The 26,007-nt window shown below is 56.6% G+C and carries 26 protein-coding genes; 23 read left to right on the forward strand and 3 right to left on the reverse strand.

Annotated elements, in window-relative coordinates; genetic code table 11:
* Window positions 1-27: 27 nt before the first annotated feature.
* The 13 genes from MUN80_RS10540 to MUN80_RS10600 all read left to right on the forward strand — a co-directional run bounded on the left by MUN80_RS10540 (window position 28) and on the right by MUN80_RS10600 (window position 12,257).
* Window positions 28-420 (forward strand): glycosyltransferase family 2 protein, encoded by a 393-nt coding sequence (locus MUN80_RS10540; protein WP_244723409.1) that lies wholly within the window; start codon window positions 28-30, stop codon window positions 418-420.
* 28 nt (window positions 421-448) lie between these two features.
* On the forward strand, window positions 449-607 hold the full coding sequence (locus MUN80_RS10545; protein ID WP_244723411.1) for a hypothetical protein: 159 nt from the start codon (window positions 449-451) through the stop codon (window positions 605-607).
* Window positions 608-1,002: 395 nt separating this feature from the next.
* Window positions 1,003-2,058 (forward strand): glycosyltransferase, encoded by a 1,056-nt coding sequence (locus MUN80_RS10550; protein WP_244723413.1) that lies wholly within the window; start codon window positions 1,003-1,005, stop codon window positions 2,056-2,058.
* A gap of 24 nt (window positions 2,059-2,082) precedes the next feature.
* Window positions 2,083-2,724, forward strand: a complete 642-nt coding sequence (locus MUN80_RS10555; RefSeq protein ID WP_244723415.1) for a DUF1919 domain-containing protein — start codon at window positions 2,083-2,085, stop codon at window positions 2,722-2,724.
* A gap of 36 nt (window positions 2,725-2,760) precedes the next feature.
* Entirely contained in the window at window positions 2,761-3,780 is a 1,020-nt protein-coding gene (locus MUN80_RS10560; RefSeq protein WP_244723418.1) for a glycosyltransferase family 2 protein, read from the forward strand.
* A gap of 18 nt (window positions 3,781-3,798) precedes the next feature.
* Entirely contained in the window at window positions 3,799-5,049 is a 1,251-nt protein-coding gene (locus MUN80_RS10565; RefSeq protein ID WP_244723420.1) for a glycosyltransferase, read from the forward strand.
* A 65-nt stretch (window positions 5,050-5,114) separates the two neighbouring features.
* Window positions 5,115-6,272 (forward strand): glycosyltransferase, encoded by a 1,158-nt coding sequence (locus tag MUN80_RS10570; protein ID WP_244723423.1) that lies wholly within the window; start codon window positions 5,115-5,117, stop codon window positions 6,270-6,272.
* A 165-nt stretch (window positions 6,273-6,437) separates the two neighbouring features.
* Window positions 6,438-7,220 carry a 2OG-Fe(II) oxygenase gene (locus tag MUN80_RS10575; RefSeq protein ID WP_244723426.1) on the forward strand — a complete coding sequence of 261 codons (783 nt, stop codon included), beginning with the start codon at window positions 6,438-6,440 and terminating at the stop codon, window positions 7,218-7,220.
* 452 nt (window positions 7,221-7,672) lie between these two features.
* Window positions 7,673-8,410, forward strand: coding sequence for a GNAT family N-acetyltransferase (locus tag MUN80_RS10580; protein WP_244723429.1), 738 nt, complete (start codon window positions 7,673-7,675; stop codon window positions 8,408-8,410).
* A gap of 64 nt (window positions 8,411-8,474) precedes the next feature.
* A complete protein-coding gene (gene rffA, locus MUN80_RS10585) occupies window positions 8,475-9,611 on the forward strand; it encodes a dTDP-4-amino-4,6-dideoxygalactose transaminase (RefSeq protein WP_244723432.1) in 1,137 nt (378 codons plus the stop codon).
* A gap of 108 nt (window positions 9,612-9,719) precedes the next feature.
* On the forward strand, window positions 9,720-10,334 hold the full coding sequence (locus MUN80_RS10590; RefSeq protein ID WP_244723434.1) for a glycosyltransferase family 39 protein: 615 nt from the start codon (window positions 9,720-9,722) through the stop codon (window positions 10,332-10,334).
* Window positions 10,335-10,381: 47 nt separating this feature from the next.
* On the forward strand, window positions 10,382-11,092 hold the full coding sequence (locus MUN80_RS10595) for a hypothetical protein (protein ID WP_244723436.1): 711 nt from the start codon (window positions 10,382-10,384) through the stop codon (window positions 11,090-11,092).
* A 100-nt stretch (window positions 11,093-11,192) separates the two neighbouring features.
* Window positions 11,193-12,257: a glycosyltransferase family 4 protein gene (locus tag MUN80_RS10600; protein WP_244723438.1), complete on the forward strand. Its 1,065-nt coding sequence runs from the start codon at window positions 11,193-11,195 to the stop codon at window positions 12,255-12,257.
* Here the strand turns inward: MUN80_RS10600 and MUN80_RS10605 are convergent.
* The gene (locus tag MUN80_RS10605; protein WP_244723440.1) at window positions 12,179-13,540 is read right to left on the reverse strand and encodes a hypothetical protein; all 1,362 of its coding nucleotides are present in this window, start codon (window positions 13,538-13,540) and stop codon (window positions 12,179-12,181) included. The genes MUN80_RS10600 and MUN80_RS10605 overlap by 79 nt on opposite strands.
* Window positions 13,541-13,562: 22 nt before the next feature.
* The gene (locus tag MUN80_RS10610; RefSeq protein WP_244723442.1) at window positions 13,563-14,810 is read right to left on the reverse strand and encodes a tetratricopeptide repeat protein; all 1,248 of its coding nucleotides are present in this window, start codon (window positions 14,808-14,810) and stop codon (window positions 13,563-13,565) included.
* A 386-nt stretch (window positions 14,811-15,196) separates the two neighbouring features.
* On the opposite strand from MUN80_RS10610, the gene MUN80_RS10615 reads away from it, so the two are divergent.
* The 6 genes from MUN80_RS10615 (at window position 15,197) to obgE (ending at window position 22,189) form a co-directional block, all read left to right on the forward strand.
* Window positions 15,197-15,835, forward strand: coding sequence for a M20/M25/M40 family metallo-hydrolase (locus tag MUN80_RS10615; protein ID WP_311136282.1), 639 nt, complete (start codon window positions 15,197-15,199; stop codon window positions 15,833-15,835).
* Between the two features lie 222 nt (window positions 15,836-16,057).
* Entirely contained in the window at window positions 16,058-17,242 is a 1,185-nt protein-coding gene (locus MUN80_RS10620; protein ID WP_244723446.1) for an acyltransferase family protein, read from the forward strand.
* 112 nt (window positions 17,243-17,354) lie between these two features.
* A complete protein-coding gene (locus MUN80_RS10625; protein WP_244723448.1) occupies window positions 17,355-19,595 on the forward strand; it encodes a sodium-translocating pyrophosphatase in 2,241 nt (746 codons plus the stop codon).
* Window positions 19,596-19,709: 114 nt separating this feature from the next.
* On the forward strand, window positions 19,710-20,249 hold the full coding sequence (hpt, locus tag MUN80_RS10630; RefSeq protein WP_244723451.1) for a hypoxanthine phosphoribosyltransferase: 540 nt from the start codon (window positions 19,710-19,712) through the stop codon (window positions 20,247-20,249).
* Window positions 20,250-20,360: 111 nt separating this feature from the next.
* Entirely contained in the window at window positions 20,361-20,987 is a 627-nt protein-coding gene (locus MUN80_RS10635; protein ID WP_244723454.1) for an adenylate kinase, read from the forward strand.
* A gap of 203 nt (window positions 20,988-21,190) precedes the next feature.
* Window positions 21,191-22,189: a GTPase ObgE gene (obgE, locus tag MUN80_RS10640; RefSeq protein WP_244723456.1), complete on the forward strand. Its 999-nt coding sequence runs from the start codon at window positions 21,191-21,193 to the stop codon at window positions 22,187-22,189.
* A gap of 4 nt (window positions 22,190-22,193) precedes the next feature.
* Here obgE and MUN80_RS10645 read toward each other — a convergent pair whose 3' ends face one another.
* Window positions 22,194-22,583: a hypothetical protein gene (locus MUN80_RS10645; RefSeq protein ID WP_244723458.1), complete on the reverse strand. Its 390-nt coding sequence runs from the start codon at window positions 22,581-22,583 to the stop codon at window positions 22,194-22,196.
* A gap of 201 nt (window positions 22,584-22,784) precedes the next feature.
* Between MUN80_RS10645 and MUN80_RS10650 the strand changes: the two genes are divergently transcribed.
* The 4 genes from MUN80_RS10650 (at window position 22,785) to MUN80_RS10665 (ending at window position 25,981) form a co-directional block, all read left to right on the forward strand.
* Window positions 22,785-23,360: a nucleotide exchange factor GrpE gene (locus MUN80_RS10650; RefSeq protein WP_244723461.1), complete on the forward strand. Its 576-nt coding sequence runs from the start codon at window positions 22,785-22,787 to the stop codon at window positions 23,358-23,360.
* A gap of 57 nt (window positions 23,361-23,417) precedes the next feature.
* A complete protein-coding gene (gene dnaJ, locus MUN80_RS10655) occupies window positions 23,418-24,557 on the forward strand; it encodes a molecular chaperone DnaJ (RefSeq protein WP_244723464.1) in 1,140 nt (379 codons plus the stop codon).
* A 291-nt stretch (window positions 24,558-24,848) separates the two neighbouring features.
* A complete protein-coding gene (locus MUN80_RS10660; RefSeq protein WP_244723466.1) occupies window positions 24,849-25,352 on the forward strand; it encodes an RNA polymerase sigma factor in 504 nt (167 codons plus the stop codon).
* A gap of 86 nt (window positions 25,353-25,438) precedes the next feature.
* Window positions 25,439-25,981 (forward strand): hypothetical protein, encoded by a 543-nt coding sequence (locus tag MUN80_RS10665; RefSeq protein ID WP_244723468.1) that lies wholly within the window; start codon window positions 25,439-25,441, stop codon window positions 25,979-25,981.
* Window positions 25,982-26,007 lie beyond the last annotated feature (26 nt).

Consider the following 26,007-nt stretch of genomic DNA (forward strand, 5'->3'; position numbering starts at 1 on the left):
GTCTTCCCGCCTCTCAGTTCAACGTGCATGGCTGCTACTCCTTTCGTCAGTGTCATGGTTGTAATCTATAACCATGACCAGTATGTAGAGCAGGCATTGGATAGGATTCTGGCGCAACGTGTCAATTCTCCCTGGGAAGTGGTGGTAGCCGATGATTGTTCGATAGATGGTACAGCCGCAATTTTGGCTCGTTATCAACAACGCTACCCCGACATCGTACGGGTGCTGCCTGTCGAACTGGGGGTATCCCGCAACTTTGAGCGGGCTATGCAAGCTTGCCTGGGTAAGTTTGTGGCCATAGTGGAAGGCGACGATTATTGGACCAGCCCGGACAAGCTTCAACTGCAGGCAGAGTTTATGCAGAGTCATCCTGATTTCAGTATGTGCTTTCACAATGCTGAGGTAATAGGTAATGTATGAGGATGATCCTACCCGCGCCAGTCACGTGATGAACGGCCAAGAAAAGCTGGAGTACACCCTGGACGATATTACTGCCGGCTGGTTTATTGCCACGGCTTCGGTCATGTATCGGAACGGGGTGCTACCCGAGCTGCCGGCCTGGATACACGAATCAGTAATAGTGGACCTGCCGTTTTTTCTATGCTGACTACCAAAGGCCGTGTCGGCTATCCGCCGCAAACGATGAGTGTCTATCGGGTACATAGCCACGGGGTGACCCGCTCCAGCAAACAGGAACTGTTTCTGCTACAACTGGGAAAAATGTGTCAGTATCTCGACCAGGAACTACAGTATAAGTATCACCGTAACCTAACTCTCAAGCAAGGTGAGACTTACAGTGTGTTGGCCGGAGTGATGGCCAACAATCATCATTATAACAAAGCCCGGCAGTATTTTCTGCTGTCCCTGCGTTGTAAGCTCACGGTTGGAAGGCTGCCTTCCGTGCAGGATATAAAGACACTAATAACTTTGATTTTGCCGGTCCTACGGCGCCGAGTGGCTTAATTCGCGACTTGCAAACCACCTCCCGTTATTCACTGCTTCATGTCTTCATCCCAACCTGCCCCGTCAGGGGTTACGCTACTGATCTGTACGCACAACGGGGCTGCCCGAGTGGGCGAAGTACTACGATATGTAGCCGCGCAGCAGGTAGCAGCCGGTGTGGCCTGGGAGGTGCTGCTAATCAGCAATGCCTCCAAAGATGATACCTTGGAAGTAGCCACCCGCCTAGGGAAACAGCTGCTGCCCGCCGGTGTGCCTTACCGGGTGCTGGATGAGCCGCGGCCGGGAAAGGAACATGCATTGGTGCGGGGCTTTACCGAAGCTCGGTACGAAGCAGTGGCCATTGTGGATGACGACAACCTGCTGGCTCCTGACTATACGCAGGTTGCTTTCGACGTAATGAGTGCTCATCCCGAAATCGGGGTGCTGGGCGCTCACGCTACAGGCGGCTTCGAAGTGGAGCCGCCGGCCTGGTTTAAGCAGGTGCAGGCCGTATACGCCATTGGCCCACAGAATGGGGGCGTGAGCGGACCGTATCCCGACAAGGAAGGCTTTGTGTACGGCGCGGGCTCAGTGGTGCGCCGCTCGGGCTGGCTGAAGCTGCAAGAGCATGGCTTCCACTTCCTGACCCAGGTGCAGCGCGGTAAAGTGCTGGCCGGCGGCGAAGATATTGAGCTAGGTGAAGCTCTGCGCCTGGCTGGCTACAAGCTGTGGTACGACGAGCGGCTGCGGTTTCAGCACTTCATGTACCGCAGCCGCCTAACCTGGGACTATCTGCTGCGTATCGGTCCGGGTGCGCCGTCGGCCCTGCTCATCAGTACGGTGTATTACTTTGTGGCCCGTCACCCCAATCTAACCGAATCAGCCTTCAGCCGGCTCTACGCCAAGCGCCTGGTATGGCTGATGACCGAACTGGCCAAGCGGGCCGGGGCGGTGGCCTCGGTGTGGCGCCGCCCGCCCGGGGAAGGTGAAATGGCTAACTTTGAGGCCCTGCGCTTACTACACAACTTTCAGGTTTCGCTCACTAACAGGGGAGAGGCCCGGCGGCTTTTCTGCGAAGTCCGGGCCCTGCAGCAGCGCCTGGCCGAATCCAAGTAACCACTCCGCTGTTCTGTTTGTCCTATGTCCATTCTTGGCCGCGTCCGCAATAAGATTAATGAAGAGCTGTACCAGCGCCGCCGCCGCCGGGAGCAGCAGCAGTTGCACAACCGCGACTTTACCGTCATTTCCAATGACTGCTGGGGCGCCGAGGTTTATAAGCACTTCGACCTGCCCTTCAATACGCCCTTCATCGGCCTGATGCTGATGGCCCCCGACTTTATTGAGTTGCTGCGCAACCCGCGCTACTACTTGAGCCAGCCGCTGGTGTTTCAGGAAAAGTCGCGCTACGACATGATTAACGAGCTGCAAAAAACGCACAAGCATCCGTTTCCGGTGGCCACACTCGGCGACAAAGTCGAGCTTCAGTTTCTGCACTACCACTCCCAGGAAGAAGCCGCAGCGAAGTGGCCGCGCCGGGTGGAGCGCATCAACTGGGACAACCTGCGGGTGAAATTCGACGGCAGCAAAGACTTCGCCACGCCCGAGCTGGTGCGCGAATTCACCAAGCTGCCCTACCAAAAGCTACTGCTGCTGGAAAAGCCCGTGGCCGGCGTGCCCGAAGGCGTACTAGTGCCCGACTACACCACCAACGGGATGGAGCTGTTTCGCCGTTCTTTGTCTCACTTTGATCTGCTGAACTGGCTTCAGCCTAAGTCGGCCTAAGGCCACGCCCTGTCTTTCACCTGATTTATCGAGCTTATGTCGCCCCGCGTTTCGATCCTGGTGCCGGTATATAATGTTGAAGCCTACATTCAGGAAACTCTGCGCAGTCTGCTCAACCAGACCTACCAGGACTTCGAAATTGTGGTGGTCAATGACCGGTCGACGGACCGCACGGCCGAGCGGATTGCTGAGCTAAGTGACCCGCGTATTCGGCTGTATACCAATGAGGTAAACCTGGGCCGCGCCGGCACCGACAACTACGGCATGACCCTGGTGCAGGGCGAGCTGGTGGCCAAGATGGACGGCGACGACCTGTGCCACCCCGAGCGCCTGGCCCGGCAGGTAGCTTTCCTGGATGCGCATCCCGAAGTCGACATCGTCGGCAGCTGGGTGCAGTGCTTCGGGGCGGGCCAAATGCTGTTCGAGTACCCGGCCCAGCCCGCCGATACCCGGGCCATGATGGTCTTCAACATGACCATCGGCAACCCCTCGGTGATGCTGCGCACGAGCCTGTGGCGCGAAAAAGGCCTGCGCTACGACGACCAGCTGCGCCAGACCGAGGACTATGACTTCTTCGGCCGCTATCTGCCCCAGCTCACCATCGCCAACCTGCCCGAGGCCCTGGTGCAGTACCGGGTGCTGGCCCATAGCGTGCGGCCGGCCGTGTACGAGGAGCGGTTGAAGGTAGCCAACCAGATCCGGGAGCGGCTGCTGGGCACGTTTGGTGTGCCGTATTCCGCGCGGGAGCTGCACTTGCACAACACCATTTCCCACCACCCGTTTCACCTCGGCGACATCACGCTGGCTGAAGTACACGACTGGCTCTGGAAAATCTATGTCAGCAACGAACAGAGCCACTTTGCCGACTCGGCAGCCATGCTGCGGGCCGTGGCGGAGCGGTGGTTTCTGACCTGCTACCTCAACCCCGACCGGAGCCACAATTCCTGGCGCGAGTACTACCGCCAGCCCCTGGCCAAACACTACAAGCCCGCCCCCCGCTTATTTGCTAAATTTGCGGTCAAAAATTTCGTGCTGCGCCACCTCAAGCGCCGCTAGTTTCGTCTGTTCCCCGGCATGAGTCCTTCGTCTGCGCGCAAAAACATCCTGTTGCTTATTCCCCAGCTCACCTACGGCGGTGCCGAGCGGGTTTTCCACGACCACGGGCAGGAGCTAGCCCGGCAGCATCGGGTAATCGAGTGCGTGTTCGACAGCGGTACAGAAGTCGCCTTTCCTACCCAAAACCAGCTGGTTGCGCTGGATGTGCCTGCCGGTGCCGGCATTGTAGGCAAGCTAAGCACATTTATCAAGCGCGTGCAGCGGGTGAAAGCCCTGAAGCGGGAGCATAATATCGATGTCTGCATCAGCCATCTGGAGGGCGCCGATTACCTGAATCTGCTCAGCAAAGGCCCCGAGCAGGTGCTCTTGTGCATTCATAATTCCAAGCGCCACGACCCCAACATTCGGGGGGCTCTGGGCTGGCTCCGCCGCCGGGTGCTGATGCCCTTGCTCTACCGCTCCGCCGACCGGATTGTGCCCGTGAGCCGGGACCTGCGCCAGGAGCTGATTGATATGTTTGCCCTGCCGCCCCAGAAGGTGGTTACCATCAACAACTTCTTCGACGTGGAAGGCATCCGGCGCCGTAGTCAGGAGCCGTTGCCGGCCGCTACGCAGGCGCTGTTTGCCAACCATCCCATCCTGATTACGGCCGGCCGCCTGGCCCGGGAAAAGAATCAGAAAGCCCTGATTGACGTGCTGCACGCCCTGCGCGCCCAGGGTCAGACTGCACCCAAGCTGGCTTTGCTCGGCGACGGTCCGCTGCGGGCCGACGTTATTGGGCGCTGCCAGGAGCTCGGCTTGCGCAGCTGGCAGGTGTGGGACGAGCAGCCCCTGACGCAAGACTTCGACGTGTACTTCTTCGGCTTTCAGGCCAACCCTTTCCAGTACATTGCCCGCGCCAGCGTGTCGCTCTTGTGCTCGGCTACCGAAGGCTTCCCCATGGCCTTGTGCGAGGCCATGGCCTGCGGCGTACCGGTAGTTTCCACTGATTGTCCCACCGGCCCCCGCGAAATTCTGGCTCCCCAAACGCCGGCCACTCAGTATGCTGCTGCGCCCGAAACGGCCGAGTTTGGCGTGCTAATGCCCCTGCTGGCCGAAGGTACACTGAGCACGGTAGCGCCCGTATGGGCAGCTACTCTGAGCACTATGTTGGCCGATTCTGCGCAACGCACGTACTATGCCGCGCAAGCGTATGCCCGGGTCCAGGATTTTGCTCCCCATAAAATCATGCAGCAATGGGAATCCTTGCTTAACGAATCACCCCAGTAATGAAGCTCCGCCACGTCATAGCCTACGTTTACAACAGCTGTAATGACCCCCTTTTCAAAGCCAACATGCTGCCCTTCATGCAGCACGCAGGCCGCCAGCAGCCCGATATCCGGCTGCATCTGATTACCTACGAGCAGGAAGAATACGCTCTAAACGAAGAGCAGGCCGCGCAGATGCGCGCTTATCTGGCCGCCGATAACATCGAGTGGCACCCGTTGCAGTGGCATTCGGGCCGCTTCAAGCTGCTCAAAAAGGCATATGATTTGCTCAGCGGCTTCTTTCTGGTACTCAAGCTGCGTATCAGTCCCGGAGCCCGCAGCATTGGGGCCCTGGGCACTATTGCCGGTGCCTTTGCCTTCGTGATGGCCAAGCTGCTGGGGCTGCGGTATTATGGCTTCCAGTACGAGCCCCACAGCGAGTTTATGCGCGACTGCCACGTGTGGCCCGAAACCAGCCTGGCTTATCGTGGCCTCCACTACATGGAGCGCGTATCGGGTATGCAGGCCGATATTCTTTCCACGGGCACCGTGCACATGGTGAACCGGATGAAAGAATGGGGCACCAAGGCCGAAGTATACAAGCTGCCCAGCTGCGTCGACGAAACCAAGATTTTCTTCCGCCCTGAAGGCCGGACGCGGGTGCGGGCTAAATACAATATTCCCGCCGACAAGCAGGTGATTCTGTACCTGGGCAAATTCGGCGGCATTTACTACGACCGAGAAATTGCAGTGCTGTTCCGCGTATTCCACCAGCAGAACCCGGACCTGTATTTTCTCATCGTCTCGCCCGATGCCCCAGCCCACATTGCCGGACTGATGCAGGCCGAAGGGCTGCCCGAAACGTGCTACACCATCACCCGCAGTCCCTACGAGCAGGTACAGGACTACATTTCTGCCGCCGACTTTGGCGTGGTAGCCGTGCCTTCCCTACCGTCGCAAAAATTCCGCTCTCCTATTAAAGTGGGGGAGTACCTCTGCTGCGGATTGCCGTACCTGGTGTGCGCCGGTGTGTCGGAAGACGACTTGGTGGCCGAGAAGTACGACGTGGGCGTTGTCGTCAATGGCTTCACCGAAGCTGAGGCCATGCGGGTATACCCCCGGGTTCAGCAACTGCTTACTATGGAAAAAACGGCGTTGCGCGCCAAGTGCCGGGCGGCGGGCATTGCCTACCGCGGCCTGAGCCAGTATCTGTCTACGGCCGACCATATCTTTGCGCAGCTCTAGAAGGCGCTGGCGCTTCGGTAGGCCGCGGCTTTTGCCCAACTTTTGGGTACGTATTGCGTCCTATGTATTCGGGTATTGTCGTACTTTGGGCAACGATTTTCGACTGGTTTACCGTACCGTCATCTCTCTGCATTCTGAAAAATAACATACTAAATTCTTCTTCTGATGAGCCAGGAACTAATCGATTTTGAGAAGCTGCAAGCCCACGTTAACGAGCTGAAGCAGCAATGGAACGACCCCAAAAAACCGTTTCACTACCTCGTGTACGACGGCTTTTTCCGGCCTGAAGCTGCCGAGCAAATTCTGGCTGCTTACCCCGATGTGACGACCGGCAACTGGGACGGCACCACCTACATCAATCAGAAAAATAAGTTTGCCCTCACCAAATTCGGCGCCGACTATCCCCTGCTGCAGCAGGTGTTCGACGAGTTCAACGGGGAGAAATTCCTGCACGTGGTAGAAGACATCACCGGCATTCCCGAGCTGATGGGCGATGATGAGCTGTTCGGTGGCGGCCTGCACCAGTCCGTAACGGGCGCTTTCCTGGACGTACACGTTGACTTCAACTACCACCAGACTACCAAGTACCACCGGCGCATGAACGCCATTGTGTACATGAACAAGGACTGGAAGGACGAGTACAACGGCCATCTGGAACTGTGGGACATGAAAAAGAAAAAGCAGCTGGAAAACGTAGCTCCCGTTTTCAACCGTTGCGTGATTTTCGAAACCAACGAGGTTTCCTTCCACGGTCATCCCAAGCCTCTGGCGGCTCCCGGGGGTATTACCCGTAAGTCGCTGGCGGTGTACTACTACACCAAAACTCGCCCGGCCAACGAAATTGCCGGTGAGCACAACACGGTGTATGTAAACACGGAAGGAACCGGCGGTTTGTTTAAGAACCTGAAGTCGGGTCTTAAGGCCGCTGTTGAACGAGTAAAGAAATAAGCGCACCTTAAAGCCTACCTTGCAGCAGCAGTTGGCAGCTTGGTATACGAATAGTTTTCACCCGCTCGGCTACCGCTGAGCGGGTGTTTTTTCATCTGGGTACCTCAAGCGCACCGATTGTGAATAGGTTGAAAGGTACCGGACTCCTGGCGGGTAGAGCCGCTACAATTTCCGCTACTGGCTAAACCTGGTCCTGGGTAGGAGAGCATCTTCCGCTGCGAGGCTCCGGCTCACAGGCAACGTTGGCGGTTCAGGCTGCTAGTTGCTTTCCTGTGGCTAACAATTCAGGTGTTGAGCTTTGCCAGCCGGATAGGTTTCCTCTGATTTTACTCCGGACTTATCATTTTTCATCCGGGCATCGTTGGGTAAACCAGGTAAAATAGTTGAAGTGTCCAAGCCCGGCCTGTCTACATGGTAGCGGAGTATATTGGAACAGAAAAACAGGTGCATGCATGAACACTACCGTAACAATGAACCCCGCTCTGGAAATCTTGCCCTGGGATACCGATTTCCTGGGCTTTCCCGTGGCTCAGCTTTGTCCGGTGGCTTCGTCGCTCGGCAGCATAACAGAGGCACTTGAGCAGGCCCGTCGCCAGAATATCCGGCTGCTGTACTGGTTTGTAGATCCTTCCGATGCCGAGGCGGTTGTGACGGCTCAGGGGCTGGGGGCCCGGCTCGTCGACCGCAAAGTGACGTACTCCATGCCCGTGGCAACCGGGGCCGAACCCTGGGCCGAAGGTATAGAGCCGATTAGCGAAGTTACCCCGCAGCTCCGCTCATTGGCTTTGCAAAGTGGTTATTACTCCCGCTTTCGCACCGACCCAGGGTTTGCCCCCAAGGTATACAAACAGCTCTACACACGCTGGATTGAAAGCTCCGTAGCCGGTAGTATGGCCCGGGAAGTGCTGGTGTACCGCCCTGCGCCCGCCACCCGTGAAGTGGGCCTGCTCACCCTGGGGGTACACAACGGTTGCGCTAGGATCGGACTGCTGTCGGTTGAGGAAATGGCGCGCGGTCAGGCAATCGGTACGAAGTTGATTATGGCCGCCCAGCACCGCGCCGCTGAGTGGGGCCTGTCAACAATTCAAGTGGTTACCCAGCAGGAAAACACGAAAGCCTGCCGCTTTTATGAGCGGTGTGGATTTCGGCCGGAGCAGGTTCAACATATTTACCATATATGGATGGAGTGAATATATAATAGGAGTTTATTCAGTAAGCTCAACTTATCTTGCTGCTATTTCCCTAAAGCCTTGTATGAACCCCGCCTATATTCCATTCAATAAGCCCTACCTATCCGGTAACGAATTGCGCTACATAGAGGAGGCAGTTCGTTCAGGTAAGATATCCGGTGATGGAATATTCACAAAGCGTTGTCACAACTTCTTCGAGCAGGAGCTGGGCTTTAAAAAAGTGCTGCTGACTACCTCCTGCACGGACGCGCTGGAGATGGCCGCCCTGCTGATTGATATTCAGCCCGGGGACGAGGTAATCGTGCCCGCTTACACGTTTGTTTCAACGGCCAACGCCTTCGTGTTGCGGGGCGCTACCATTGTCTTTGCGGATAGTTCCGCCCTAAGTCCTAATCTGGACCCTGACCAGCTGGAGGCGCTGATTACCCCACGTACCAAAGCCATTGTGCCGGTGCACTATGCCGGGGTTGCCTGCAACATGGACCCGATCATGGCCCTTGCGCGCCGCCATAACCTGTTTGTGGTGGAAGATGCCGCCCAAGCCATCGACAGCTACTACAAAGGGCGGAAACTGGGCTCCATTGGTCATTTGGCGGCTTTTTCTTTCCACGAAACCAAGAATATTATTTCCGGGGAAGGAGGAATGCTGGCTGTCAATGACCTGCAGTTTGCCGAGCGGGCCGAAATTTTGTGGGAGAAAGGCACCAACCGGTCGTCTTTCTTCCGCGGCGAAGTGGATAAGTACAGCTGGGTTGATTATGGTTCATCCTTCTTGCCTTCCGACATGATTGCGGCCTTTCTCTGGGCCCAGCTCGAAAACATCGGTGATATTCAGCAGCGGCGCAAGCATATCTGGCACCGGTATTACGAGGCCTTAAGTCCTCTGCAGGCAATGGGCGTGCAGCTGCCCGTAATTCCTGACTACGCCACCAACAACGGGCACATGTTTCATCTTGTGTGCCGGAGCCTAGCCGAGCGCACTGCGCTGATTGAGCGGTTGAAGGCGGAAAACGTACATCCCGTGTTTCACTACTTATCTTTGCACGCCAGCCCTTTTTACGCGGCTAAGCATGATGGCCGCGTCTTGCCCCACGCCGACCACTACAGTGACTGCCTAGTTCGCCTGCCGTTCTATTACGAGCTTACGGATGCCAATCAGGAATTCATCAACCAGCTTATCCTGGACTTCTACCAGGGCTAGGTTTTCCGTGGTCAATGGCTGTTTTGTTCATTCTTTTGGCAGTGTCCAGTGAGTAAACCTGCTCCGTCACGGGTCGGCGTTCCTTCCTTTCGGTTTGCTGCTTCCGTTGTGCCGCTGCTCGTGTTGGGAGGGCTCGTCCTGCGGCTGTTGTTTTTGTGGGTTGGCGCCGATATCTATTACCAGGGTCGAAGCCCGTACGTTAACAACGACTCGTATTCGTTTACCCAGAGCTTCTACAATTTAGTGGAGCACGGGATTTACACCTTCAACCCCAAGAACCCGGAAGCTGCGTTTGGCCGCTTACCGGGCTACCCCTTTTTCTGGGGTGCGCATTGGCTGTTATTTGATGAGCAGTACGTCAATCAGGCAGTGGCCTACACCCAGGCTCTGCTCGATACGGCCGCCATTTACCTGGTGTATGCCACGGCCCGGGCCTTCACGCGCGACATTCGGGCGGCGTGGATGGCGGGCCTGCTCTACGCCGGCTATCCGTTTATTATCGTGTGGCTGACCATGACGGGGTCGGAGGCTCTGGGTACATTTCTAACCATCGTACTCTTCTGGTGGCTGGCTACGCGGCCCGTCACTAAGGCTACTGCGGTAGGAGCGGGTCTGCTTATTGGGGTAGCTTTTATGGTCCGCGAATACCTGGGGATTCTGCTGCTGGGCACTGTTTTCTGGGTATACCTAGCCAAGGGGGAAGCTGGCAGTTTGTTCGGTTGAGCGTCCTGGTTGGGGTTGGGTTTCTGGTTCTGTATATCGGCTGGCCGGTGCGCAACTACCTGGGACAGCACCGTGTGGTCCTAGTCAAGACCAGCACCGCCGGCTACGACCGGTACGCGGCCGACGTATTTACTGCCCGGCAGTGGATATACGGCTGGACGCCCGAGGCTGACCCGTATCTGGACGGTATTGCGGGCCTCAAGCCCTTGCCGGCTTTTCCGCCCGGGGTGCTGGCTAGCCCGGCCGAAGTGCGGCAGGCCCAGGCCCTGATTGAGCGGGGGCGGCAGTGTGGTACGGGCTTCTACGCCTGGCGTCACGCCGCTCCGTTTCCCGAGCCCACAAACTGCAACGAGGAATTAGCCGCCGGCTTTACGGCTTTAAACGAGTCGTACAAGCAGCGTTTTCCTTGGCGGTACTGGACCCAGGTTCCGCTGGCAAACCTGCAGCGGGCCTTCTTCAAAATGCAGCTGCGTCAGGCTTCTGGGACGGGCAAGCTCAGCTTCGTCTTGTTTGAGTATCGGAGCCTGCTGCTGCTGCTGAGCCTGGGCGGCGCCTGGCTGTTGCGGCACAACCGGGCAGTGTGGCCCATCGTGGGCTTTTTCGGGTTTATGTACCTGTTTATATGCTTTGGCATCCGGCACCTGGAAATTCGCTACCTGCTCCAGGCCGATAGCGCCATGCTGTGCTTGGCCGGGGTACCGCTCGTCCGGCTTTTCGACTGGTTTACCCGGCGTACAGCCGGGCCCACCTCCGCCTAACCCACGAGCAAGTCAGCACCAAAGCGCGCCGCGTTAGAATTGCATCTAGTACCTTTGCCTGGTAAAACGCAGTGGTCGTATCCTGCGTTAGTGTCGGCGTATGCACATTTTATTTCTTGTTCCTTACCCTCCGGGTAAGGCTCCTTCCCAACGGTTTCGGTTTGAGCAGTACCTGCATTTTCTGACCGAAGCGGGCCATACTTACCAGCTGGAATCATTCATCTCGGAGCAGACCTGGGCTATTCTCTACAAGCCCGGCCACACGCTGACCAAGGCATTGGGCATTCTTGGAGGCTTTTTGCGTCGCTTTCTGCTGCTCTTCTCAGTACCCAAGGCCGATTTTGTCTTTATCCACCGGGAAGCTTCACCCATCGGGCCGCCCATCTTCGAGTGGATTATTGCCAAGTTGCTCGGCAAGCGTATCATTTACGACTTTGACGATGCCATCTGGATTCCGAATACTTCGGCGGCCAATAGCATTGTGGCCGGTGTGAAGTGGCACCACAAGGTGGGCAGCATCTGCCGCTGGGCCTATAAGGTAAGCTGCGGCAACAGCTACCTGCGCGACTATGCCCGGCAGTTCAACCCCAATGCCATTGTCAACCCCACTACCATCGACACGGTAAACCTGCACAATGAGGTAAAAGACCAGCGCACCGATCAGCTCGTCATTGGCTGGACCGGAACGCACTCCACGATGAAATACCTGGAGCAGGTGGTACCGGTACTAGCCCGATTGGAGCAGCACTACAATTTCGAGTTCCGCGTTATTTCCAACCAGGAGCCCCAGCTGCCGCTACGGTCTTTGGGCTTCCGGCCCTGGCGCAAAGACACCGAAATTGCCGACCTGCTGACATTCAACGTGGGCCTGATGCCTCTGGAAGACGACCCCTGGGCGAAGGGCAAGTGCGCCTTTAAAGCCTTGCAATACATGGCCCTGGGCGTACCTGCGCTGGTATCGCCAGTCGGGATGAACAGTGAAGTCGTAACCGAAGGCATCGATGGCTATATCTGCGCGACGCCGGAGCAGTGGTATAATGGCCTGGAAAAGCTTCTGCGCGACCATGAGTTGCGCACCCACTTTGGTCAGGCAGCCCGGGCCACCATTGAGGCCCGCTTTTCGGTTCTGGCAAACCGGGACAATTTCTTGGCGTTGTTTGCCTGAAACTGCATTATGTAGAGCGCCGACAGGTAGAAGGGCATCAGCGGAATCTTGTAGCGCACCAGCGTGCCGAAGTTACCGCTGTTGGTACCCACCCCGATGGCAAAGACGACGGCAAACAAAAAGCAGAACGTCACCATCGGGGTACTGGCTATCTGCTTGAAACTCTTAAAAAAGCCGGTTCGGTAAAACATCATTACCGTCAGGTAGATAAACATGGTGGCCTCCAGGGCCGAGAGCAGCATGACGGGGTTGCGGGCTTCGAACAGGAAAGGCCGGAACAGGCTGACAATCACGGCCTGGGGCGCCACGGTGACCAGGCTATTCAAGCTGCCATCAATGACGCCGATGTTATAAGCCGAGCCCTGGTCTTTGGTCAGCGTGTATAGATATTCCTGGTTGATTTTGGTTCGTTCCCCAATCTTGTCGACGGCAAAACGGTCGTCTTCGGCCGTGAGATTGGTAGCGCCCAGAAAACCGGCTCCCACCCCCAGGATTAGGAAAATGGGCTTGAGCACCATGCGCAGGGCCGCGCTTTTAATCCGGCTGTTATTCTCGATGAATATCCAGAGCAGTGCCGGGGGCAGGAAGGAAAGCAGTATGTACACCTTCACCGTTATCAGCACGTAGGCGCCGATTGCGGCTACAATGCTAGAGAACAGAATGTTGCGCTTGAGTACGGTGGCGTGATAAAAGCCGTAGAATACCCAGCCCAGGGCCCCAATACAGAGGGAGTCCTTCATCACCCCCGAGCCCCAGAAAAACACGGATGGCAGGAAAAATACGGCTATAGCAAATCGTTTGTACAGCAGCGGATAGGCCCGGACGAACGTGAGGTACATAGCCCACATGCCGCTAAAACTCAGGCCGGCAAACATCAGCGCCATCACGGAATACGTGTTAAAGGAAAGCAGCGACAAAATGGCCGCCACCTCCACAATAAAGAATTCCGTGCGCGACTTGTACCAGTACATGTTCACGGTGTACGGGGCCGTGACGGGGTCAAACTCGCCGTTGGAAAAGATAAGCTTGATGGCCGCTACCGGTGATTCGCCGAAGGCCCGGTAGATGATGTCGACGTGCTTGGTGTAGTTGAACGTGTCGCCGCCGCCGTAATAAAACTGATATATCAGGCCCAGGGCAATAGCACCCAGAAACTTGACCGAGAGAGCCGGAATGAAGTAACGCTTGGTGAAGGCATTGGTAACTTTACCGCGTACCCCATAGGCAATGCCGTAGAAGATGGCCAGGTAAATAGGCGTCAGCAGCAGGTCTTGTAATTTCATCCGGCGCGCAAGTGAGTATCCGCTATTTCTTGTTCTTCTTCACGTAAGCCTTGGCTTCCTTGTACTCCGCCGACTTGTGGTCGGCCTTGTCTGCTACGACCTTATAGTAGCGCAGGGCTGCAGTCGTATCCTTCTCCTTGTCGGCAATCTGGGCCAGTTTCTGGTTGGCGTAGAGGTAGAACCCTCCGCTGGTGTCGCCAGTACTTTCCGCAAATACGATGCTGCGCTGGTAGTAGTCCTTGGCCTTGGTGCGGTCCTTATACTTGTTCTGCATCAGCCAGCCCAGAAAGTAGGTGGCATAGCGCCCGCTAATGCCTTCGTAGCCGGGCATTCCCTGGTTGAGCTTTTCCAGAATCTCGCGGCTTACCCGCTCACACTCCGGGAAGTTGCCTTCGTTGAAGCAGAGCAGGGCATAAAAACGCTGGAAGTAGGCGTTATCGGGGTAATTGTTGGCCAAGTAGCGCGCCACGGGCATCGAAGCCGTCGTGTTATTCTCTTCATTGTTGAGAATGCGCATCAGGAAAGTCTTGGCCTCCAGACCAGTATAAAACCCGTTGTCGGCTACGTTCTTGAGTTGCTGCAGGCCCAGGGCGCGGTTACCTTTCGGGAAAAAGAGCAGCACGGGCCGCAGCAGCGGGTAGTTTTCCGAAATCCAGACAGCGTAGTAGTTGAACAGGGCCTGGCCAAATAAAAACTCCGGGCTCAGGCCGTTGGCTTCCTTGCTTTTCTCCAGGTAGTCGAGGGCCCGCTTGCTGCTAACCGTAGCTTTGCGCCAGTCCTTGCGCTCGGCGTGCAGACGGGCATCGAAGCCATAAGCGGCCGAGAGGAAAAAGCAGGCTTCATAATTCTTGTTGTCCGCCTCGTAGAGCCGCTCCCCATAGGTCACAGCCGTATCCATGTAAGCAAAAAACGACTTGTCGTAAAGCTTGGTCTGGACGTTGGTCGGTACAATTTTCCACCACTGGCTTAAACCCAGCAGGAAGTACGGCATTGGATGCTGCGGATAGCGGCGGCGCAGGGAGCGGAATTGCTTCTCGGCCTTGTCGTATTTGAAGTTGTAGAGGTTCTGCACGGCGCCCTCCAACTCGGTCTGAATGTCCTTGTCCAGCAGGAGCCAGCCTTTGGTGTCAACGGCTCCCGGGGCTATATCCACGTTTTCGAGCTCTATTTTGCGGATAGGCTTTGAGGCGCGGGTTGTATCGGGCTGCTGGGCCTGCGCCACGAAGGGCAGGCAGAAAAGCAACAGGATAAAACGGAGTTTTTGGATCATGGGAGCGTATAGCGGCGGACAGATGGGCAGCTGACACTGCTGGAAAGCCACGCAACGGAAAAGCTAAAGTATGACTTTTATCCTAGATTTGGACGAATAAACGTACTGCTATGGACCTTCTGCGAACCTTATGCCACTTGGCTGCGACCTCTGGCAATGAGGCCCCAATGACTGAATTCCTTTTAAACTACATTGCGCAGCAGCAAAGTTCGTGGCGTGTGCAGCCGCGGGTGCTAGCGGGGGAGGAATTTCAGGATTGTATTATTCTGGTATTCGGCCAACCCCGAACGGCATTATTTGCGCATATAGACAGCATTGGCTTTACGGTTCGGTATGGTCAAGAGTTGGTTCGTATTGGCGGCCCGCGGGCGGAAACGGGCTACCGATTGGTCGGACAAGATGCACAGGGCGCCATTGACTGCACGCTCACCGTCGATGCTAAAACCGGGGAGTTGGGTTATGAGTTCACCCGCCCCATTGAGCGGGGTACCGAGCTGACTTTCTACTGCGACTTTCGCGAAACCGATACCACCGTCCAATCCTGCTACCTCGACAACCGCCTGGGCGTCTGGAATGCCCTGCGGCTGGCCGAAACCCTGGAAAATGGCATCATTGCCTTTAGCTGCTGGGAAGAGCACGGCGGCGGCTCGGTAGCCTACCTAGCCAAGCATATCTACGAGAACTACGGGGTGCGTCAGGCCCTGATTTCGGATATTACCTGGGTTACCGAAGGCGTGCATCCAGGCGAAGGCGTTGTCATTTCCCTCCGCGACTCCCTGATTCCGCGCCGTGCCTACGTCGACAAGATCCGGCGCATCGCCCACGAATCCGGTATTCCGTACCAGTTGGAAGTGGAGGGCAGCGGCGGCTCCGATGCCAAGGAGCTGCAGCACGGGGCCCAGCCCTGGGACTGGTGCTTTATCGGTGCCCCCGAGGACCATGTGCATTCCCCTGACGAGCTCGTGGATAAGCAGGATATTGCCAGTATGTTGGCCCTGTACCGGGTGCTGATGGAAAAGCTGTAGAGCCTAGTCGAATAGCTTCGGGCTCTCACAGATAGTCGTACTTTCGTATCACAAATAGCTTTCCTTCTGCTGACAAAGGATAGTGAGCATTTGTGTGCCGTATTCTAGAGTAAGAGAAAGGCAAAGTGGCTTTTCTAGCCGAGTGGGAAACTATGCTTTGCAAGACCCTACGACTCTGATTAAAAATTTCCCGGCTTACAGCGTCTTTTCACTAGTTTATATATGAGGCTTGATACTAAACAGATAGCTACCCCAGCGGCTGTAAAAAGTTTGTCTTACCAGGAATTAGATATTCTGCACTCTTTGCGCGGATTCTGCGCTTTTTATGTAGTTATCTATCATGCGAAATACATTTTGTGGTCAGGCGGGCGCCAGTATTTGTCGGCTTTCCCGCGCACTGCTTGGAATCCATTGGATTATATGACATTCCTGCTCGATATGCTTAGCTCTGCGGGCTACGAAATGGTTGTTTTTTTCTTTGTGCTATCCGGTTTTTTTATTCGCTACGCTCAGCGAAAAAAGCACCGGCAACCAATAGCTTTTTACATTAACCGTATTGTGCGGATATATCCACCCTATCTCGTTTCGATACTTCTGGGTGCGACTATTCTATTGCTGATTGGCCACTATGTGCCAACTGCGCTGGACGCTACTATCGGGCGCGAGTTAAATACGGATTTAGCTACTGCCTGGACCGAGCTACACGCGTTTAATGTGGGTAGTCTGGGCCGTCTGCTCAGCTTTATGCCGCTTGGCACTCTGTTTATAGGACACAACGTCGTGCATTGGTCTCTCTTACCCGAGGCTCTGTTCTACCTGATTATCCCACTGGCTTTCTGGCGTATCCGAGTTTATTACTTTGTTTCGGTAGGGGCTTTTTTGCTCGGTGTTTTCCTCACCAGAAGCGGCCACATATTCAACCCTGTTACTACGTACTTCTGCATTTATAATTTCTATTTCGCCGTTGGGGTAGCACTGTATGATTCCGTGGTAGATACAAATTGGTTGGCTTCGTTCCGGCGTGCAAACGGGTGGCTGATGAGCCTGGTAATCATCGGGCTGTTTCTGGCTTTGATACCACTGGCAATCCTCAAACTCAAGCTGGTATCAGGTTTGGTAGCTACGGTTCTGGCGGTTTTGGCCGTATCTACGCTCTTAGCTGGGCGGGTGGCACGCCAGAATGTGGTAGTGCGCTTTATGCACTCCATCGGCATATTCAGCTTTTCCCTGTATCTGTTTCATTACCCGATGTTATTGCTTTGCTATGGAGTTCTGGTGTACAGCACTGGTCAGCAGTTTACCTACGTGCGCTATTACTGGCTGGCAGTGCCCATCGTAACGCTGCTCAGCTACGCGTTGTATTGGGTCACGGAGCGGGTTTCGGTCAATTACTTTCGTAAAGTATAAAAGCGGTAACTGGATAAGGGTCTGTGAGTTGGAATTGGCAGTAAAACATCTATTTTACAAGCCTAATATTCTTCTCTTTCCACCACAACCCTAAAATCCCACCACCGCCTTTATGATGAACATTCTTTACGTAGCGCCCGTGCTGGGCGTGCTGGCCCTGTTCTACACTTGGCTCCGGTCAGGCTGGGTCACGAGGCAGGATACCGGTGATGAGCGGATGCGCACCATCGCCGGGTATATTGCCGATGGAGCCATTGCCTTTTTGCGGGCCGAATACAAGGTGCTGGCGCTGTTTGCTCTGATTGCCTGCGCCTTTCTGGGCTACCTGGGCAGCACTGGCGAAAAATCCAGCCCTGTCATTGTGGTTGCCTTCCTGATTGGGGCTGTTTTCTCGGCGTTGGCGGGCTATATCGGGATGAAAATAGCCACCAAGGCCAACGTGCGCACCGCCCAGGCGGCCCGTACCAGCTTGGCCCAGGCTCTGAAGGTGTCGTTTACGGGCGGCTCGGTAATGGGCATGGGCGTTGCCGGTTTGGCCGTGCTCGGGCTAGGCTCTTTGTTTGTGGTATTCTACAACATGTTTGTCGTCAGCCGTGGGGGAGGGGCCAATGGGGTGGAGATGGAAACGGCCCTGGAGGTACTGACCGGCTTTTCACTCGGGGCCGAAAGCATTGCCCTGTTTGCCCGGGTGGGCGGCGGCATCTACACCAAGGCTGCCGACGTGGGCGCCGACCTTGTGGGTAAAGTAGAGGCCAACATTCCGGAAGACGACCCCCGCAACCCCGCCACCATTGCCGACAACGTGGGCGACAACGTGGGCGATGTAGCCGGCATGGGCGCCGACCTGTTCGGATCCTATGTAGCTACCATTCTGGCCACCATGGTGCTGGGCCGCGAAGTAGTAGCCGCCGGCGACCAGTTCAACGGCCTGTCCCCGATTCTGCTGCCAATGGTAATTGCGGGTATGGGCATTCTGGCCTCACTGGTCGGGATTCTGCTGGTGCGCGTCAAGGAAGGCGGCAACGTGCAGGCCGCCCTCAACTTCGGCAACTACGCCTCGGTGGCCGTGTCGGCGGTGGCTTCGTTCTTTATCATCCGCTGGATGCTGCCGCCCGGCGAGCTGGTCATTGGCCGGGCCGGCTCGGTACCCTTTACCTCGATGGACGTTTTCTATGCCGTTGTAGTAGGTCTCGTGGTCGGCACGTTGATGAGCATTATTACCGAGTACTACACGGCTATGGGCAAGCGCCCGGTAAACAGCATCGTGCAGCAAAGCAGTACCGGCCATGCTACCACTGTCATCGGCGGTTTGGCCGTCGGTATGGAGTCTACGGTATTGCCCATTATCGTGCTGGCGGCGGGCATTGTGCTGTCGTTTGAGTTTGCGGGCCTCTACGGCGTGGCCATTGCCGCCGCCGGTATGATGGCCACCACCGCTATGCAGCTGGCCATCGACGCCTTCGGGCCTATTGCCGACAACGCCGGCGGCATTGCCGAAATGAGCGAACTGCCCAAGGAAGTGCGGGAGCGGACCGACATTCTCGATGCCGTAGGAAACACTACCGCTGCCACCGGGAAGGGCTTTGCCATTGCCTCGGCGGCCCTTACCTCGTTGGCTCTTTTCGCGGCCTTTATGGGTACGGCCAATATTTCCAGCATCGACATCAGCAATGCCCGGGTGCTGGCCGGCCTCTTCGTGGGTGCCATGATTCCCTTTATTTTCTCGGCCTTGGCAATTTCAGCCGTGGGCCGGGCTGCTATGGCTATGGTGCAGGAAGTGCGCCGGCAATTCCGCGAGATTCCCGGCATCATGGATTACACCGGCCGGCCCGAATATGAGAAGTGCGTGGCCATTTCTACCCAGGCCGCCATCCGGGAAATGATGCTGCCCGGCGCCATTGCCCTGATTGTGCCCATCATCATCGGCTTTGCCTTTGGGCCCGAAGTATTGGGCGGTACCTTGGCCGGCGTTACGGTGTCCGGGGTGCTGATGGCCATGTTCCAGAGCAACGCCGGTGGGGCCTGGGACAATGCCAAGAAGTCGTTCGAAAAAGGCGTGCTGGTGAATGGCAAGATGGAATACAAAGGCTCCGACGCCCATAAGGCTTCCGTCACCGGCGACACCGTCGGGGACCCGTTCAAGGACACGTCCGGGCCTTCTATGAACATCCTGATCAAGCTCATGTCCATCGTGTCTTTGGTCATTGCACCTCACATTGCTGCTCCCGAGCGTGGGATGGCGCCTCGCCCGTTGCCCCGGCCTTCGCTGCAGCTCGAGCCCAAGGTGCGCTATGCCGAAATAGCGCCCCAGGCCACCAAGGCCTTGTTTGTGCTGCTGCGCGAAACCCGCTAACGGATTAAATCATCTTTAACCGCAAGGTGCGAAGCTGCCCCATCCCGCCGGAGGGGCAGCTTTTTTGTACTACCTTTGACCCATAGTTTTGCCCTGAGGACCAAACCCAGCCGGATGCCATTGTCCACTATCACACTGCACGACAAGCAGTTTGCCCCGTACCTGACCGCCAGTCAAATCACTGCTGCCGTTCGGGAGCTGGCCGCCAAAATCAACCGCGACTATGCCGGCAAGCAGCCGCTGTTCGTGGCCGTGCTCAATGGCTCGTTCATGTTTGTCGCCGATTTGCTCAAGGAAATTCAGCTGCCCTGCGAAATAGCCTTTATCCGGGTGGCCTCTTACGAGGGCACAAGCAGCACCGGTACCGTGCGCGAAATCATGGGTCTGCAGGAAGAAGTAGCCGGCCGCGACCTGATTATCCTGGAGGACATCGTGGACACGGGTCACACCATGAAGGCCCTGCTAGAACTACTCCAAGCCCAGAACCCGGCTTCCCTGGAAGTCGCCACCCTGTTCTTGAAGCCCGAGTGCCTCCAGCACGAACTGGCTCTTCGCTACATCGGCCTGAGCATTCCCAACGATTTTATCGTGGGCTACGGGCTCGACTACGACGGCCTCGGCCGCAACTACCCCGACGTGTATACTGCCGTCTAACTCCGCTGCATACCCAAAACGTGTTGCATTCCGTAAGGAACGGTTTGTTTCCGATTTGTTATCTTTCCCAACCCCTGCCGCTTTTCCTCTCCCGCGAAATACCCCGCTTTTATGCTCAATATCGTACTCTTCGGCCCGCCCGGCGCCGGCAAAGGAACGCAAAGCCAGAAGCTCATTGCCCGTTATAACCTGGTTCATCTGTCGACCGGAGACCTGCTTCGCTCTCAGATTGCGCAAGGCACCGAACTTGGTCTGCGGGCCAAAAAGCTCATGGACGAAGGTCTGCTCGTGCCCGACGAAGTAGTTATCGGCATGATTGAAAGCCAGTTGGCCAGTAATACCACGGCCGCCGGCTTCATCTTCGACGGCTTTCCCCGCACCGTACCCCAAGCCCAGAGCCTCGACGAGCTGACCCAGCGCTACGACACCGGCGTGAACTGCATGATTGCCCTGGAAGTAGCCGAGGAAGAGCTGGTAAAACGCCTGCTGGAGCGCGGCAAAACCAGCGGCCGCCCCGACGACCAGGACGAAACCAAAATCCGCAAGCGCGTGACGGTGTACAACACCGAAACCGCCCAGGTAGCCAGCTACTACGCCCAGCAAAGCAAGTTTCACGGCCTCAACGGTATTGGCGCCATCGAAGATATCTTCGGCCAGATCTGCGAAATCGTGGATCAGCACCTGCCCGCTGCACCCGTGGCCGACGGCCAAGCTGCTGCTGACGAAGTAAAAGCGTAACTTTGCGGCTGCTACCCCATAGGTAGTGGCAGAATACCTCTGTCATCCTGAGCAAAGCGAAGGACCTTATCACGCTAGAACGACCTGTTCGGCTGTTATAAGGTCCTTCGCTTTGCTCAGGATGACAGCTGTTTTATAGGAACATTGAATGGCGTTTCTTTTCAATCCACCATTCAAAACTCAACTCTCAACGTTTCCCCGCCGTGGCTTCCAATAACTTCATCGACTACGTCAAAATCAATTGCCGCTCCGGAAAAGGCGGGGCCGGCTCGGGCCACTTTTTCCGCGCCAAAGGCCTGCCCAACGGCGGCCCCGACGGTGGCGACGGGGGCCGCGGCGGCCACATCATCCTGGAAGGCAACTCCCAGCTCTGGACCCTGCTCCACCTGCAATACCAGAAGCACTTGATTGCCAAGCCCGGCGAAGGCGGTGGCGAAAACCTGCGCACCGGGGCCCAGGGCGACGACATCATCATCCAGGTGCCGCTCGGCACCATCGCCCGCGACGCCGAAACGGGGGAGAAAAAGCTCGAAATAACCGAGCACGGCCAGCGCCTGATCCTGACGCCCGGTGGCCGCGGCGGCCTGGGCAACGACCACTTCAAGTCGTCCACCAACCAAGCGCCCACCTACTTCCAGCCCGGCGAGCCCGGCATCGACGAGTGGGTGATTCTGGAGCTCAAGCTGCTGGCCGATGTGGGCCTGGTGGGCTTCCCCAACGCCGGCAAAAGCACCCTGCTGTCGGTGGTATCGGCAGCCCGCCCCAAGATTGCCGACTACGCCTTTACCACCCTGACGCCCAACTTGGGCGTAGTGGCCTACCGCGACTACAAGTCATTCGTAATGGCCGATATTCCCGGTATCATCGAGGGCGCGGCTGAGGGCAAAGGCCTGGGCACGCGCTTTCTGCGTCACATCGAGCGCAACTCAATTCTGCTCTTCATGATTTCCGTCGACAGCAAGGACATTGCCGAGGAGTACCAGATCCTGCTTAGCGAATTGGAGCAGTTCAACCCCGATTTGCTAACCAAAAAGCGCCTGCTAGCCATTACCAAGGCCGATTTGATTGACGATGAGCTAGAGGCTGAAATCCGCGAGACGCTGCCGACCGAGCTGCCGACCGTATTCATTTCCAGCCTGGCCAACAAGAACATCATGCAGCTCAAGGACATGATCTGGCAGGCGCTACACGCTAAGCAGTAGGGCGCTAATAATTTTCCGGACTCAGCAAATGGTTGACTAGGCTATGGAGCACTATAGTCAGGACAAAGATACCGTAGGCTAGCACTACCCACGTCCAGGAGCGGTGACGGATGGCTTGACCAAAAGCAGCGCAACTGGGAAGCAAAACGAGAAAGGCAACGAGCGTTTGTTGCGCGTACGTTGGGGCATCCCGGTAATACCAGCCTCCTGCACTCATCGCTTCTTCGGAGCCGAAAGGGTAACTGGCAATAGTAGCAGGGTCTTGGATGATACCAACTGTTAGCCATTCATAAAAATAGGCAAACAGTAAAAAGCCCATAAGCAGAAGCCCCGGCAGAAGAGCCAGCCAGAAACGAAGTTTTGCCTGTGTAGTCAGAGCACGTGAAGACTGCATAAAGCACAAATAAGACTGTTTTGGAGTCTAAACCAAGTTGACTAGTGGAGTAGCAGTGCTTATAAGCTGAACTAACTGCCTGGCTCCCGAAGTTTCAGTGCCACAATGACAGCCAAAGCCGCTTTGGCAAACTCCTTGCGCCCCGTTTAGCGCTCAACGGCAACTACCGTGAAAAACCCTTTCCGACGAATATTTACGAAAATGGCTGAAGATACCAACCTGCCCCAGGACGACAATCTGTCTGTTGACCCCGACAACGCGGCGGGCGAATTGCAAGAGGAAGTAAACGCCCTCGACACCGACACTGCCGACGGTGGGGCTCCCAAGGCCGAAGCGTCCAAGACCGATGCGGAGCTGGCCGAGCTGAAAGATAAGTACCTGCGCCTGGCTGCCGAGTTTGATAACTACAAGCGCCGGACCGCTAAAGAGCGCCAGGACCTGTTTAAAACGGCCAGCCAGGAGCTCATGGTGGCTTTGCTGCCCGTACTCGACGATTTTGACCGGGCCCGCCACCATACCAAGGACACCGAGGATGCCAACGCCGTGCGCGAAAGCATTGAGATTATATCCACCAAGCTTCAGAAAACCCTGCAGCAGAAAGGCCTGACCCCGATGGAAACTAAGGGCGGTGCGTTCGATGCGGATCTGCACGAGGCCATTACCCAGATTCCGGCTCCCTCCGAGGACCTGAAAGGCAAGGTAGTAGACGAGGTAGAAAAAGGGTATTACCTGGGCGACAAAGTAATCCGGCACGCCAAAGTGGTGCTGGGTAGCTAAGACAAAGCGTTTGACTGACCGGTGGACAGCCGGGCGGTCAATTAGCAATACACAACAATGGCAACGAAGCGAGACTATTACGAGGTGTTGGATGTCGCCAAGACCGCCTCGGGTGACGAGATAAAAAAGGCCTACCGCAAGGTGGCCATCAAGTTTCACCCTGATAAGAACCCCGACGACCCCACGGCTGAAGACAAGTTCAAGGAAGCCGCCGAGGCCTACGAGGTCTTGTCGGATGAGCAGAAGCGCGCCCGCTACGACCGGTACGGCCACCAGGGCATGGGTGGCGGGGGCGGCGGCGCCCAGAACATGGAGGACATTTTCTCCCAGTTCGGCGACATCTTCGGCGGTGGCGGCTTCGAAGGCTTCTTCGGAGGCGGGCAGGGCCGCGGTGGTCGGCGCGTGAAGAAGGGCTCCAACCTGCGCATCAAGCTCAAGCTGGACCTGGAGGAAGTCGCTAACGGCGTCGAGAAAAAGATCAAGGTGAAGCGCTACGTGGCCTGCAACACCTGCTCGGGCACCGGGGCTAAGAACGGCACCGACCTCAAGGACTGCGGCACCTGCCACGGCCAGGGTCAGGTGAAGCGCGTGGTCAACACGATGCTGGGCCAGATGGTGAGTTCCTCGACCTGCCCTACCTGTAACGGGGAAGGCAAGATCGTGAGCAGCAAGTGCGACGTGTGCCACGGCGAAGGCCGGCAGCTGCACGAGGAAGTTATTCCCATCAACATCCCGGCCGGCGTGGCCGAGGGCATGCAGCTGAGCATGAACGGCAAGGGCAACTTCCCCGAGCGGGGCGGCGTACCCGGCGACCTGCTCATCCAGATCGAAGAAGAGCCCCACGAACTGCTCAAGCGCGACGGCAACAACATCATGTTCGAGCAGTACATTTCCTTCGTCGACGCGGCCCTGGGGGCCAACATCGAGGTGCCAACCATCGAAGGCAAGGTGAAAATCAAGGTGGAGCCTGGCACCCAGCCCGGCAAAATCCTGCGCTTGCGTGGCAAAGGTATCAAGGACCTGAACGGCTATGGTCGTGGCGACCAACTGATTCACCTCAGCGTCTGGACGCCCAAAAACGTGACTAGTGAGGAGCGGGAGTTGCTGGAAAAGCTGCGCGACGCCCGCAACTTCACGCCCAACCCCGGCAAAAACGAAAAAGGCTTCTTCGAGAAAGTAAAGGAGTACTTCCAGTAAGCCTGCACGACGGATTTTTCGGATTTTGTAGATGAGTAAAAGCCCGCCTTCCTATTGTGGAGAGCGGGCTTTTTTGTGTTGGCTTACTTGTGGAAAATCGTTACCCTTTTTCAGAATTTTCCACAAATAATTATCGGAGGGTGTGGAAAGTTTTAGCAAGACCGGAAGATTTTCCACAAGAATGCCAGCTAGACCCCTATATCCTGGTCCGGTAAAATTTTTGGCTCTCACTTGTAATGCGGGGATTAGCTTGCCGATATATAGGGTGTACTTCAGCCAGAACCTTCTGCTGTGAAATCTACCCCCGTTAGCTCCGATTTTCTGGCCGTAGTCAATGCCAACCAGGGCATTCTGCACCGCATGTGCCGGCTGTACTGCCAGGATACGGACGACCGGCAGGATTTGTACCAGGAAATCGTGCTGCAACTCTGGCGGGCGTTTCCGCGCTACGAGCCCACGGCCAAAATCAGCACTTGGCTGTACCGCATAGCCCTGAACGTGGCCATCAGCAACCTGCGGCAGCGCACCCGCCGCCCCGCGCCCGAACGCTGGGGCGACGTGCCCCCGGAAGTGGCCCTGCCGCCTGATGCCGGCCCCGACGCCGACGACCTGGCCCAGCTTTACCGGGCCATCGAGCGGCTCTCCGACGTCGAAAAGGCCTTTATTCTGCTTTACCTTGAAGAGCGTACCTACGAGGAAATGGCCGACATTCTGGGTATCACCCAAAACAACGTTCGCGTGAAAATGCACCGCGTGCAAGACAAGCTTCGCCACCTCCTTACCCAGCCCGCCTAATGGAACTCGATGACCTCCGCCGGCAGTGGCAACAACAGCCCGTCGGCCCTACGGACCCTACTTTAACCCAGCAAAAACTACAGACTATGCTTGCTAACCAACCTGCCTCTCCCGTCAGTGAAATGCTGCGCAATGCCCAGCGCGACCAGCGCCTGCTGCTGCTGGTTGTTATCCTGAACATCGGCAATATTACTAACCTGAGCCGCCATCACCTGGAGGGCCGCAGCATGGTGCTGGTAGACGTAGCCGTTGCCCTGATGATTCTTATCGGCTCGTGGTACGCGTACCGGCAGCGCAAGCTTATCAAGCAGTTGCAGTTGGGTACTGGAACCACCTACGGGCACATCCGCGAGTCCATCCGCCAAATCCGGGGGCTGATGCGTACTAAATTCTATACTGCTATAGCTTTTCTGGTCACGGTAATACTGGCCATAGCCTACGGCAAGCACGTCGCCATTCTAGAAGCCCTGCGCACCGACCCCCACAGCTGGGGTGTCCTGGCGCTGGGAGTGGGGGCAGCGGTGGTCGTTATTGGTCTTCTGCTCTACGTGAGCAAGCGACGGCAGCAGCGGCGCTACGGTCGGCACCTCGACCGGCTCGAAGCCTCCTTGCGGGAGCTGGATGCTTAAGAGTAAGCTCAGGCTCAAAACCATTG

The organism is Hymenobacter cellulosivorans (assembly GCF_022919135.1).
Classification (GTDB): Bacteria; Bacteroidota; Bacteroidia; order Cytophagales; family Hymenobacteraceae; genus Hymenobacter; species Hymenobacter cellulosivorans.